This window comes from Sphaerisporangium rhizosphaerae (genome assembly GCF_042665155.1).
Classification (GTDB): domain Bacteria; phylum Actinomycetota; class Actinomycetes; order Streptosporangiales; family Streptosporangiaceae; genus Sphaerisporangium; species Sphaerisporangium rhizosphaerae.
In genome coordinates, this window is the sequence record NZ_JBHTCG010000017.1 from 1 (window position 1) to 12,668 (window position 12,668).

Genomic DNA, 12,668 nt, shown 5'->3' on the forward strand with positions numbered 1-12,668 from the left:
TTGCCGTGTCTGCCTGTGGAGGTGACGTCAGACACTCCGGGTCCTCCCGGGTGCAGTCGCCGGTGAAGCAGGAACTCCAGCCCGCGAGGGCCGGAATCCCCGTCCTTCAGGGCGGGGAGTAGTCAACAATGCTCCATCTCGGGGCAATTCGAGGGCTCGGAGGGGGCCGGTCGGTGCCATGAGTTCATCGGGGCCAGGCCGCTCCGGGGAGACCTCCACGATCACATTCAGCGGGAGGCGTCGGGCCGGTCGTCGGGGATCAGGCGCGTCAGGCTATCGATGGCGGGGAGCGCGGCGACCAGCGCGTTCCGCTCGTCTTCCGAGAGCTGGGTCAGCAGCCGGGCGAGCGCGTCGGTGCGCACCTTGCGCCGCGCGGCCAGGGCGGCGCGCCCGGCGTCGGTGATGTGCACCCGGACGACGCGTCCGTCCTCCGGATCGCCGCCCCGCTCGGCGAGGCCCGACTCCTGCAGCCGGGAGACGAGCTGGGTCATCGCCGGCTGGGTGACGCCCTCGCGCGCGGCGAGCTCCGTCAGACGGCAGGGGCCCGAACGCTCGAGCGTGGCCAGCGTCGCGGCCGAGGTGAGCGAGAGCTCCCCGCGAGCGGTCAGCCGCAACACCATGCGGGTGAGCCGTTCCAGGGCGGTCGTCACCTCGGTCGCCGGAAAGCGGCGCGTGTCCGCCATGACCGGAAAGTCCATAAGACACTTATATCAATGCGTTATGTATCCGGCCACCCCAGCCCCTGGCCGCCCTGGCCTGACCCGGGGGCGCGACCGGTCGTCGAGGGCGCCGGGCTCAGCGGCGGGGGTGTTTGAGCTTGATATTGCCCATGCCGACGCGGCCGCTGACGCGGAGCACCGGCAGGCCCGGCTCCGCCGCGGAGGTGATCTTGTTGACGACGTTGCCCATGCCGGTCGACACGTTCTCGACCATGACCGCCCAGCCCCGGGGCACGATGACGATGATGTTGCCCGGCCCGCAGGTGACGTTCAGCAGCACCTCGGGGTGCGGGCAGGTCGCCGCGGTGAAGTCGATCTTGATGTTGCCCCAGGTGCACTCGGCGACGATGTGCCGGGGGACCGTCCACTGGCCCGCCTGGGCGATGGAACCCGAGCCGGTGCGCAGCACCAGCGGCTCGGTGGCGGCGGCCATCACGGCGGTGGAGGGCCCCACGCGCGGCAGGTCCTCGATCAGCGCGTCCAGCTCGGCGTAGGTCCTGGCCGCGTAGGTCCGGTCGAGCCGCTCTTCCAGCTCTTCCAGAGTGATCCGGCCCTCGCCGGCGGCGATGCGCAGACGTTCGGACACGGCCTCCCGGTCGGCGTCCGACGCCCGTACGTTTCCGATCGCATCCGTCATATCACCACCGTAGCGAAGGATGCCGATCTGCCGGAGCCTCCGTACCGTAGAGATCGTGGCCGGGGGCGCGGGACAGGACGGGCGATTGTGCGGTACGACGGGAAGCGTGGCGGAACCTCCTCGCACTACCATCTCGGCTGCCCGGGATCCTATTGGTGTGATCGGCACCGGAACGGTGGAGATGGACGGTCGTGAACGTCGGCGGTTGCCCCCTGGCGTGCGCCCGTTGTTCGGCGACGGCGGCGAAGGGCGGACGCTTTCGGTTGAGTTGCCCGCCGGGTCGGTCGTGTGGCCCGACCCCACCTACCTCCGCTTCCCCTCGGCGGTCCGCGGCCGTCCGGCCTTCTGGCTGAGCGAGGCGCCCGCGACCGGCTCCCTGTACGCGCGGCTGCGGGCCGAGCATTCCCGTTCGGGGCTGTGGCCGGTGCTGCTGGAGGAGTCGGTGCAGCCGTGGTCGGTCGGGCAGATCGCCCCCGACGCCGCCGCGGAGATCGACAACTACAACGTCGGCGCCTTCATGGAAGAGGTGTGGGCCGACTGGGTCCAGCGGGCGTCGGAGGACCAGATCGAGATCCTCGACCCTTTCGGCCCCCTCTGCCCGGGCCCCGCGGAACCCACGGAGCTCGTGGAACCTGGCGGGACGAGGCCCGACCCCGGCGCGGTGGCCGACTGGTACGCCGCCACGCTGGCCGAGCAGGGCATGCCCGTGGGCCTGGCGGCGGTCGACCGCGGGGCCGACGCCCTGGCCGTCATGGGATGGCAGGGCGCGCTGCACCACAACGAGTGGAACGTCCCGCTCGCCGCCGTGGTGCGAAGCTGGGAGGACCGCTTCGGCGCGCGGCTGGTCTGCATGGGGTTCAACACGCTGGAGCTCAGCGTGGCGGCGCCGCCCACCACCGCGCACCACGCCGTCCACGTCGCAGCCGAGCACTGGGCGTTCTGCCCGGACGCCATCATCCAGGGCGCCGGCACCCTCCAGGACTACGCCGAGCAGCTCCGCGGCCGGCACACCTGGTCCTTCTGGTGGGACTGACCTCCGGCGGCGGAGAGCGACCCTGGACGGCGCGGCATGCCGGGAGAGATCGTCCGGGCCGCCCGTGAGATGATGGGCGCGTGCTTCGCCGGATCGGGTGTGACGTGGACGACGGGCGGGGCGCAGGCGCCGCGGGCCCGGCGGGCCGTCACGCGCGAGTCGCCGCGAGGCCGAGTGATCGCCCGTCAACCACCAGGAGGTCCGCATGACTGCCGACGCGCCCGAGCCGGCGACCGAGACCCGGGCCGCCGGAACGCCCGCGACCGACGCGCGGAGCGCCGACACCCCAGACACCCCTGGCAACCCGGACACCGCCGGTACCGAGGCCTCCGCGGCGGACGTTTCCGGCCCTGAGACCCCCGACGACGAGCTGAAGCGGAAGTTCCGCGAGGCCCTCGAGCGCAAGCGACGCACCCAGGCCGACTCGAACGGCGGCGGTCGCGGCAAGGACGGCTCCAAGATCCACGGCACCCACGGACCGGCCGCGGGCAAGCGTTCGTTCCGCCGCAAGAGCGGCGGCTGACCGCCCTCAGCGCGGGCCGGCCCTTCTGGAACAGCAGGGCCACCTCGCCAGGTCGGGCCTCCTGGGGCGGCGGGTCATGCGGTCGGCCGGGATTCCCAGGACGGCACGGTCACCTCGCCGGGCCGGGACTCCCGGAGCGGCGGGGTCATCCGCTTAGGCCGGGACGTCAGGGCAGCGGGGATCCAGTCGGGGCGGGACGTCTAGGGCAGCGGGGCCATCCAGTCGGGCCGGGACGTCTAGGGCAGCGGGGTCACCTGGTCGCCCAGGCGCACTTCGCCCGGGCCTTCGGGGATCAGGCGGACGCCGAAGAACACCCTCCCGTCCCACTTGCGATGCCGCGAGAGGGTGCGCACCGGTTCGCTGCCCGGCGTGAGCGTGCGGGTGTCGATGGTGGTGAGCACGCAGCGGTCGCAGTGCTCGGCGAAGCGGTAGCCGACCTCGCCGATGCGCACGCGCGTCCAGGAGTCCTCGGCGAACGGCTCACCGCCGTCGACGACGACGTTCGGCCGGAACCGGTGCATCGGCAGCGCCGCGGGCGGCTCCTCGCCGCGCTCGACGGCGTCCTGGGCGATCCAGTCGTCCAGTGACCGCAGCGACGCCAGGGAGGTCAGCAGCAGCGGTCCGTCGTCCTGGAGCACCATGGTGTCGCCGGGCCGGCCGCCGTGCGACGGGCCGACCGGGCGCCGCCGCGGGTCCTCCAGCCACACCAGCCGGGCGGGCGTGCCGAGCGCCCGCGACATCCACCGGTCGGCAGCTTCGTCCGCTCCTACCGCCACGTCCAGGCGGTCGAAGCGCGCCGGCCGGCGCGGACCGCCGACGGGCGGGCTCACCTCGATCGGCGCGAGCCCGGGCGCGGCCAGCGTGATCGCGCCGGCGGCGGCGGGCGTGGCGGTCATCCCGAGCATCGCGTGCAGATCTCGCGCGGTGTGGACCTGGCCGTCCTCGGCCGTGACCGCCCAGCGACGGTCGCCGGCGAGGCCCCAGGGCTCCACGGCGGCCGTGTCCACCGTCACCCCGCCGAGGGACTTGACCGGATAGATGTTGATCTCCGTCACGCGCACGAACCCACGGTAACCTTCGACTATTTGGGAGCGCTCCCACCTGGCTCGATGGACACTCCTCCCAAATGCCGAAAATGGGCCTCTCCATCGTCATTGGGCGGCATTCGCCCCCAGATCACGACAGAACACCGCCGCGTGTGCCCCCCAGATCGGGGAACAATCTTGTTGCGAGTGATTCACATCACTGACTTATTGCCGTAATGTGTGTGGGAGCGCTCCCACTAAGGAGATTCCCGGTGTCCGTCACCTTCCCCGCGAATCGCACGACCGGAGCGGACGTGCTCAGTGGCCTCCCCCTGCGGACGGCCGAATGGATACTGTCCGCGAGAGCCGAGAGCGTCCGCGCGGCACGTGCGCTGGTGGGCAGGGAACTGCGGAGCTGGGGCACCGGAGGGCTGGTCGACGACTGCACGCTGATCATCAGTGAGCTCGTCACCAACGCCATCCAGCACGGCGGCACGGCGTTCTCGCTCAGGCTCGGCAGTGACGGGAACTGGGTGTACGGCGAGGTCTTCGACGCGGGCGACGGCCTGCCCTGCGTGGGCTCGGAAGACCTGGACGCCACCTGCGGGCGGGGTCTGCTGATCGTCGGCACGCTCGCCGATGACTGGGGCGTCGTCGAGGCCCAGGGCGGCGGCAAGATCGTGTGGTTCGTCGCGGGCCTCGGTGGCGAACCCGTGAGCTGACCTCGCGGTTCGGGGGTCTGTGAGGTCTCGCCGGGGCACGGTGATCACCGGGCGGTGCGTGCTTCGGCGATCCGGTACGGCTTGCGCCGATGGCGGAGCCCGCCCTCAGGGGCAGGAGCCCGCCCTCGGGCAGGCCGTACCGGTACCAATCTGTACCGGAACCTATCTCCCCGTGAGGACGGCCGTGGCGGCGCGCGGGGTCAGCGGAAGGCGTCCAGGCCCGTGACCGCCCGGCCGAGGGTGAGCGCGTGGACCTCCTCGGTGCCCTCGTAGGTGGCGACGGTCTCCAGGTTCACCATGTGGCGCATCACCGGATACTCCAGGGTGATGCCGTTGGCGCCGTGGATGCCGCGCGCGGTGGCCGCCACCCGCTGGGCCGCCCGCACGTTGGCGAGCTTGCCGAAGCTGACGTGCGCGTGGTGGGCGAGGCCGGCGTCCTTCAGCCGGCCGATGCGCAACGCCGTCATCATGGCGTGGTTGACGTCCACGAGCATGTCGGCGAGCTTGCGCTGGGTGAGCTGGAAGCCGCCGATCGGCCGGTCGAACTGCACCCGGCTCTTGGAGTAGTCGATCGAGGCCAGCAGGCAGGTGCGGGCCGCTCCCGCGACGCCCCAGACGATGCCGAACCGCGCCTCCGACAGGCACGACAGCGGCGCCTTCAGGCCCTCGGCGCCCGGCAGCAGCGCCTCCTTGGGCAGCCGCACCCCGTCGAGCACCAGCTCGGAGGTGATCGAGGCGCGCAGCGAGATCTTCTTGTGGATCACGTTGGCCGAGAACCCCGGGGCGGAGGTGGGGACCAGGAAGCCGCGGATGCCCTCGTCGGTCCTGGCCCACACGATCGCGACGTCGGCCACCGAGCCGTTCGTGATCCACATCTTGGTCCCGTCGAGCACCCAGTCGTCGCCGTCGCGGCGGGCGCGGGTGCGCATCGAGCCGGGGTCGCTGCCGGAGTCGGGCTCGGTCAGCCCGAAACAGCCCAGAGCCTCGCCGGTCACCATGCGCGGCAGCCACTCCTGCTTCTGCTCACCGCTCCCGTACTTGTGGATCGCGGTCATCGCCAGCGACCCCTGCACCGAGACGAAGCTGCGCAGCCCGCTGTCCACGGCCTCCAGCTCGCGGCAGGCCAGCCCGTAGCTCACCGCGTTGGTGCCCGCGCAGCCGTACCCGGACAGGTGCATGCCGAACACGCCGAGCTTGCCCATGCTGCGGGCCAGGCCGCGCGGGTCGGGGATCGTACCGGCATCGAACCAGTCGGCGACATGGGGGAGGAGCTCGGCGCTGCCGTAGTCGCGCACCGCGTCGCGGATCGCGCGCTCCTCGTCGGACAGCTCACCATCGACGTCGAGGAAGTCATGAGGGTTCATGCGGTCACCGTCATCGGTCGCGGAGGTGCCCGGTGCGGCGCTCCTGTTACCAGCACCCAATCACAGCCGCCCGGCCGCCGCGGGAGAGGGGATGGCCGGGACCCGCTCGGCCCCGGCCGGTGACCTCAGTCGAGATCCTGCCGCCGCTTGGCCCTGGGCGAGAGCCGCTTGAGCGCGCGGTCGAAGACGTCGCCGAAGGGGTTCTCCTGGACGAGGTAGGTCCAGGTGGCCGTGGGACGGCGAAGGCCGCTGTCGGGCGCGTCCAGACCGTCCGCGGTGATGGTCGCCGTGCGGAACGTCTCGACCGAGCGGCTCTCGATCTCCTCCATCAGGTGGCGGTAGGCGGAGACGCCCTCGCGGTGGAACTCCTCCAGGGGCCTGAGCTTGTGGCCGAGCGCCCGCAAATGGATGCCTTCTCGCACGTCGGACATGTAGCCCAGGTACTCGGTCCAGCAGCGGTCGAGGTGGAACAGGAGGATCTGGCGGGCCGCGTCCTTCAGCACGGGCTCCTTCACGCTCCCGGACAGCTCCTCCCAGCGGCCGGGGACGGCCTTGGCGAGCGCGTCGGCCGCGGAGTCGCCGTGCAGCACCTTGTCGCGCTGCTCCAGCACCAGGTCGCGCTGCTGCTCCAGGAGCCGGGTGTAGCGCCAGGTGTTGCGGTGGATCTCCAGGTGGGCGCCCTCGGCGACCCGCTGGGCGTGGCCGACGACGTACCCGGCCCGCTTGTGCAGGACGACCCCGTCGTCCCCCGCTTTGGGCAGGGCCTCGTCGGGGGCGTAGTGCGTGATCAGGGGGTCTTCGAGGCTGACCAGGAACACCGAGCCGCCCGGGTCGCCCTGGCGGCCGGCGCGCCCGCGCAGCTGGTCGTCCAGGCGGCTGCTCGCGTGCCTGCCCGAGCCGATGACGTACAGGCCGCCCAGCTCGGCGACGCCCTCGCCGAGGCGGATGTCGGTGCCCCGGCCGGCCATCTGCGTGGACACGGTGATCGCCGCCCGCTCGCCGGCGCGCGCGATGATCGCGGCCTCCTGCGCGTCGTTCTTGGCGTTGAGGACGACGCAGTCGAGGCCGTCGGCGGCCAGGTCGGCGGCCAGGCGCTCGGACTCCGACACGTCCAGGGTGCCGACCAGGATCGGCCGCCCGGTGGCGTGGACGCGGCCGATCTCCGCGGCCAGCGCGCGCTCCTTGTCGGCGACGGTGCCGTAGACGCGGTCGGGTTCGTCGACGCGCACGCACGGCTTGTTGGAGGGGATGACCGCGACCTTCAGCCCGTAGAACTCCCTGAGCTGCTCCTCGACCGCCACCGCCGTACCCGTCATGCCGCATATTTGGGGATATCTGCGGATGAGGCCCTGGATGGTGATCGAGTCGAGGATCTCGCCGGTCTCGCTGGCGGGCAGTGCCTCCTTGGCCTCCACGGCGGCCTGCAGGCCGTCGGGCCAGCGCTGGAGCGTCGCCACCCGGCCGCGGGACTGGCTGACCAGGTGGATGCGCCCGTCGCGCACCAGGTAGTCCACATCGCGGGTGAGCAGGGCATGGGCGTGCAGGGCCAGGTTCACCCGCGTCAGCACGTCGGGGGTCTCGTACAGGTTGATGCCGCCCAGGGCCTTCTCGACGGCGTCGGTGCCCTTGGCGGTCAGGAACACGTTGCGTTCCTGGTCGTCCAGCTCGTAGTGGTAGCCGCGGGACAGCCGGCGGACCAGCTCGGCGGTCTCGGGCGCGTCCATCCCGGAGTCGGTCGCGCCGGCCAGCACCAGCGGGACGCGCGCCTCGTCCACCAGCACCGAGTCGGCCTCGTCGATCACCGCGACGGAGGGCTCGGGGACGACCAGATCGTCCGGCGACGTCGCGACGCGGTCGCGCAGCACGTCGAAGCCGATCTCGCTGACCGGGGCGTAGGTGACGTCCTTGGCGTAGGCCTCCCTGCGCTGCTCGCGCGTGGAGGACTGCTCGATGAAGCCCACCGACACCCCGAGGGCCTCGTACAGCGGACCCATCCACTCGGCGTCGCGGCGGGCCAGGTAGTCGTTCACCGAGATCACATGGACGCGCCTGCCCCGCAGGGCGTACCCGGCGGCGGCGATGGCGCCGGCGAGCGTCTTGCCCTCACCGGTCGCCATCTCGGCGACCTGCCCGGACATCAGCGCGAGGGCGCCGACCAACTGGACGTCGAACGGCCGCATGCCCAGCGTGCGGCGCGCGGCCTCGCGGGCGATCGCGCAGTATTCGGCCAGGTCGTCCGGGTCGGGGCGGGGAAGATCGGCCAGCGCCTTGATCCGCTCTTCGTGGCCGCCCGCCTGTGTCGCAAGACGCTGAAAGGGGCCGATGTTTGCGCTTCCCGGACGATCCAGGAGATTTCTGATAAATCGCGGTATCGAGGCCACGTCACCTCCAACGCCTCCAACTGTAACCGCGATTCCGCCCTCCGGCCGCCGCCTCAGCCGCTGTGCGCCGGTACGTCCTGCTTGGCCGACGCCGGGCGCTCCGACAGCGGGACCTCCTTGACGAAGAACGCCAGGACCAGGCCCACCAGGATCAGCGGCACCACGTACAGGAAGATCGGCGGCAGCGCCTGCGCGTACGCCCGGGCGATGACCTGGCGCACCGACGGCGGCAGGTTGTGCACCATCTGCGGGGTCATCGCGTTGACCCCGCTCGCCGGAAGCCGGGCGCCGCTCGCGGCCAGCACGTCCGACAGGCGGTGGATGAAGATCGAGCCGACCAGCGACGTGCCGAGCGAGGCGCCCGTCTGACGGAAGTAGTTCACGGCAGAGGTGGCCGCGCCCACGTCGCGGTGGCCGACGGAGTTCTGCACGATCAGCACGAGCGTCTGCATCACCATGCCGAGCCCGAACCCGGTGACGAACATGTAGAGGCCGTTGAGGACCATCGAGGAGTCGGCGGTCATCCGCGACAGCAGCGCCAGGCCCGCCGCCAGGATCGCCATGCCGGCGATCGGGAAGGCGCGGTAGTGCCCGGTCGCCGAGATGACCCGCCCCGAGCCGATCGAGGTGATCGTCATGCCCGCCACCATCGGCAGCATAAGCAGCCCGGACCCCGTCGCGCTGGCCCCGTTCACCATCTGCAGGAACGTGGGCAGATAGGCGATCGCGGCGAACATGCCGACGCCCACGAACACCGAGATCGCGGCGGGCAGGGAGAACAGGTCGTTGCGGAACAGGCGCAGCGGAATGATCGGCTCGGCCGCCACCCGCTCGGCCAGCACGAACCCGATCGCGAGCACCACCACCCCGGCCCCGAGCGCGATGATCACCGGCGAGTCCCACGCGTACTGCGTGCCGCCCCAGCTCGTCACCAGCACGATGCACGTGGAGGCGCCCGCCAGCAGCGCCGTGCCCAGAATGTCCAGCCTCGGGCGGGCCTTCGGCCTGGGCAGCCGCAGAACGACGGCGGTGACCCCCAGCGCGACCAGCCCGAGCGGCAGGTTCACGTAGAAGCACCACCGCCAGCTCGCGTGGTCGGTGAAGAAGCCGCCGATCAGCGGGCCGATGACCGACGACAGGCCCCACACCGCGCCGATCACGCCCACGTACCGGCCGCGCTCGCGCGGCGAGACCAGATCGGCCACGATCGCCTGCACGCCGATCATCAGACCGCCGCCGCCGAGCCCCTGGAGGGCGCGGAAGGCGATGAGTTGCGGCATGTTCCGCGCCATGCCGCACAGCACCGACCCGACCAGGAAGATCACGATGGCGGCCTGAAAGACGATCTTCCGGCCGATCAGGTCGCCGAGCTTGCCGTAGATGGGCAGGCCGATGGTCGAGGCCAGGATGTAGGCGGTGACGATCCAGCCGATGTGTTCCAGGCCCTTGAGGTCGCCGACGATCGTCGGCAGGGCGGTCGACACGATCGTCTGGTCCAGAGCCGCCAGGAGCAGGGCGACCATGAGGCCCGCGAAGACCAGGCGCACCTGCCTGGGCCCCAGCGGGGCTGCCTCGGCGCTCATCCACGCCCCTCTCCTATAAGGCTGCAAGGCCTTTCCAGCCTACGCACGGTCAAACCTTCGCACCCCCCACACCCACCGGATGCCCCCATCCCGTGATCTCCCAGACCCGATCTACCTCCCAATCACGCGATCCGCCGGTCCGATGTTCCTCTCGACCCGGTGGTCTCCCAGGTCCGGTGGGCTCTCCGTGCCCGTGCTCTCCCGTTTCCGTGCTCTCCCGGTCTCGTGTCTCGGTTCCGGATCTGCTCGGCGGGCGGCCGCCTCGACCGCCCGCCGTGCGCGACACGGCCGTTGTCGCGCTGCCCACTTCCCCACGCCGGGCGCGATGCGCTCCTCGCCCCGCATGGCCCCTTTCCGGCGCCGGGTCGGCGAGAAGGAAGACGGCGAATCCGGCGCCGACGTGCGGCGGGTGACCCGGTGCACGTTCGTTCGTGGACGGTTCGACTAGCCGGAGCCGTCCTGGCGGGGGCTTTCGCTCTGCTCGCCGGTGGCCAGGACCGCCACCGAGGCCAGCAGGACGGCCGCGCCCGCCGCGGAGGTGGCCGTCAGCCGCTCCCCGAGCACGAGCACGCCGAGGACGGTGGCGCCCGCCGGCTCCAGCAGCGCGACCACCGAGGCCGTCGTCGCCCGCACCGAGGCGAGCCCGGCGAAGAACAAGCTGTAGGCCAGCGCGGTCGGCATCGCCCCGAGGTAGCCGAGCAGCGCCACCGAGGCCATCGCACCCCCGCTCGGCAACAGGCCCTCGGCCGCCGCCACCGGCAGCAGCAGCACCCCGCCCACCGCAAACCCCCACATGGCCGTCCCGGCCGTACGGGAGTGATCAGAACGCCCGGAATGACGGGAAAGCAGGGTCACCCCGGCATAGGCGACGGCCGACAGCAGCGCCAGGCCGATCCCGGTGACCGAACCGCCCGAGGGACCGCCCATCAGCAGCGCCAAGCCCGCGAGGGCCAGCCCCATGCTGATCGCGCCCCTGCGGCCGAGCCGCTCCGCCAGCAGCAGGCGCGCCCCGAGAGCCACCAGCGCCGGGCTCGCGCCCAGCGTGGTCGCCGTGGCCACGGCCACGCCGCTCGCCGCGACCGCACCGAAATAGGCCGCCTGTGACACCGCCAGCCCAGCCCCCACCAACACCAGCCCGGCCCACCCAGACCGCCGTTCCCTGACCTCGAGCCGTTGCCCCCTGACCTCGGGGCGTCGGACCCTGACCGCGGGCTGCCGCCCCCCGATGTGTGGACGTCGAGCCCGGATCCCGGCGTCCTGCGAATGCGCCTGGACACTCGCAACCTGAGCCTTGGCCGGCGTGACGTGAGCTTCGGCCGGCCGGTGAGTGATGCCGGTCCGCCGGTCGCCGAGCCTGGCCAGACGGGCGGCGGCGAACAGCAGCAGGGCGCCGAAGACGAAGCGCCAGAAGGACACGGCCACCGGGCCGAGCCCGCTGACCCGGTACAACACGGCCGCCGCGGGGCCGCCCGTGCCCCAGATGGCTGCCGCGACGGTGACGTACAGCATGCCTCGCCGTACGGAGACGTGCGTCATGAACTCTCTCCAGAAGAGTGAAAGCGGAAAAGGCCCCAGAACGCGGGCAGCCGCCACCCACCGAGCCCTCCAGGCCCGGCCAAATGGAGAGAGAACCGCCCGCTAGAACGCGGGCGGCGGAGAAACGATCAAAACTCGACGCATGGCGCCACCTTAACGCCCATCCGGCCGTAAATCTCCGGGCGCCCCTTCCCTGGCGTACCGATTTGGAGGATGTTTGGTGCGGGCATCTCGTCCAGGGGAGGCGGGCATTGACAGAGGTCGTATGCACGGCTGATGGCAGACGACTCGCAGTGGAGGAGAAGGGAAAACCTGAAGGGGACCCGGTGTTCCTGCTCCATGGCACGCCAGGGAGCAGAGTGGGACCATGCCCGCGGGCTTCGGTCCTCTACCGGCTCGGAGTGCGCCTGATCTGCTTTGATCGTCCCGGGTACGGGAGGTCGGACCGACTGATCGGACGCTCGGTGGCCACTGCCGCGGACGACGTCGCGGCGATCGCTGATGCGCTAGGGCTTGAACGGTTCTCGGTGGTGGGCAGGTCCGGAGGAGGGCCGCACGCATTGGCCTGTGCGGCCCTGCTGCCCGACCGCGTCATGCGAGTCGCAGTGCTGGTCGGCCTCGCACCGCACGCCGCCGAGGGGCTCGACTGGTTCGGCGGTATGACGGAGTCCAACATCACTGAGTTCACCGTCGCCCTCGCCGGGCGCAGCCACTTCGCCGACTGGCTCGCCCCGACGGCACGGGAGATCCGTACCGATCCGGGAAGTCTGATCAACGGCCTGTACGCCGAGCTACCCGAGGTCGACCGGCGCATGGTCGCGAATCCCGGAGTGCGGGCCATGTTGCTGGAGAATTACGCCGAAGCACTGCGCCACTCCGCAGACGGCTGGATCGACGACGCGATCGCCTTCTGCTCCCCCTGGGGGTTCGACCCCTCGGCGATCGTCGCTCCGACGCTCTTCTGGCACGGAGAGCAGGACAGGTTCGTCCCGATCGGTCATTCGCGATGGTTGGCCGCGCGGATTCGCCAGGCGATCATGCGAGTTGAATCGGAGGCCGCCCACTTCGGGGCACTGGCAGCGCTGCCTGACCTTCTGCCTTGGCTGATGAACGGGGCGACGACCTGCTGAGCGCCACAAGCCTGC

The 12,668-nt window shown here is 71.3% G+C and carries 11 protein-coding genes; 4 read left to right on the forward strand and 7 right to left on the reverse strand.

Features of this window, described 5'->3' with window-relative positions; genetic code table 11:
- Window positions 1-227: 227 nt before the first annotated feature.
- Window positions 228-683: a MarR family winged helix-turn-helix transcriptional regulator gene (locus ACFQSB_RS23645; RefSeq protein WP_380829144.1), complete on the reverse strand. Its 456-nt coding sequence runs from the start codon at window positions 681-683 to the stop codon at window positions 228-230.
- Between the two features lie 112 nt (window positions 684-795).
- Window positions 796-1,356: a DUF1707 SHOCT-like domain-containing protein gene (locus ACFQSB_RS23650; RefSeq protein WP_380829146.1), complete on the reverse strand. Its 561-nt coding sequence runs from the start codon at window positions 1,354-1,356 to the stop codon at window positions 796-798.
- A gap of 157 nt (window positions 1,357-1,513) precedes the next feature.
- On the opposite strand from ACFQSB_RS23650, the gene ACFQSB_RS23655 reads away from it, so the two are divergent.
- Together ACFQSB_RS23655 and ACFQSB_RS23660 are read left to right on the forward strand one after the other, a co-directional pair.
- Complete coding sequence (locus ACFQSB_RS23655) at window positions 1,514-2,389, forward strand: DUF4253 domain-containing protein (RefSeq protein ID WP_380829147.1); 876 nt, start codon at window positions 1,514-1,516, stop codon at window positions 2,387-2,389.
- Window positions 2,390-2,594: 205 nt separating this feature from the next.
- Window positions 2,595-2,912, forward strand: coding sequence for a DUF5302 domain-containing protein (locus ACFQSB_RS23660; protein ID WP_380829148.1), 318 nt, complete (start codon window positions 2,595-2,597; stop codon window positions 2,910-2,912).
- 236 nt (window positions 2,913-3,148) lie between these two features.
- Here ACFQSB_RS23660 and ACFQSB_RS23665 read toward each other — a convergent pair whose 3' ends face one another.
- Window positions 3,149-3,973 (reverse strand): MOSC domain-containing protein, encoded by an 825-nt coding sequence (locus ACFQSB_RS23665; protein WP_380829150.1) that lies wholly within the window; start codon window positions 3,971-3,973, stop codon window positions 3,149-3,151.
- A 236-nt stretch (window positions 3,974-4,209) separates the two neighbouring features.
- Here ACFQSB_RS23665 and ACFQSB_RS23670 point away from each other — a divergent pair, with 236 nt between their 5' ends.
- Entirely contained in the window at window positions 4,210-4,659 is a 450-nt protein-coding gene (locus ACFQSB_RS23670) for an ATP-binding protein (RefSeq protein ID WP_354922492.1), read from the forward strand.
- A gap of 200 nt (window positions 4,660-4,859) precedes the next feature.
- On the opposite strand, the gene ACFQSB_RS23675 is transcribed toward ACFQSB_RS23670, so the two are convergent.
- The 4 genes from ACFQSB_RS23675 to ACFQSB_RS23690 form a co-directional block, all read right to left on the reverse strand.
- Entirely contained in the window at window positions 4,860-6,023 is a 1,164-nt protein-coding gene (locus ACFQSB_RS23675) for an acyl-CoA dehydrogenase family protein (RefSeq protein ID WP_354848282.1), read from the reverse strand.
- Between the two features lie 125 nt (window positions 6,024-6,148).
- The gene (gene secA2, locus ACFQSB_RS23680) at window positions 6,149-8,395 is read right to left on the reverse strand and encodes an accessory Sec system translocase SecA2 (protein WP_459117354.1); all 2,247 of its coding nucleotides are present in this window, start codon (window positions 8,393-8,395) and stop codon (window positions 6,149-6,151) included.
- Between the two features lie 62 nt (window positions 8,396-8,457).
- Window positions 8,458-9,987 (reverse strand): MDR family MFS transporter, encoded by a 1,530-nt coding sequence (locus ACFQSB_RS23685; RefSeq protein ID WP_354922501.1) that lies wholly within the window; start codon window positions 9,985-9,987, stop codon window positions 8,458-8,460.
- Between the two features lie 444 nt (window positions 9,988-10,431).
- The gene (locus ACFQSB_RS23690) at window positions 10,432-11,523 is read right to left on the reverse strand and encodes a DMT family transporter (protein ID WP_380829154.1); all 1,092 of its coding nucleotides are present in this window, start codon (window positions 11,521-11,523) and stop codon (window positions 10,432-10,434) included.
- Window positions 11,524-11,606: 83 nt separating this feature from the next.
- On the opposite strand from ACFQSB_RS23690, the gene ACFQSB_RS23695 reads away from it, so the two are divergent.
- A complete protein-coding gene (locus tag ACFQSB_RS23695) occupies window positions 11,607-12,653 on the forward strand; it encodes an alpha/beta fold hydrolase (protein WP_380829155.1) in 1,047 nt (348 codons plus the stop codon).
- The last annotated feature ends 15 nt before the right edge of the window (window positions 12,654-12,668 follow it).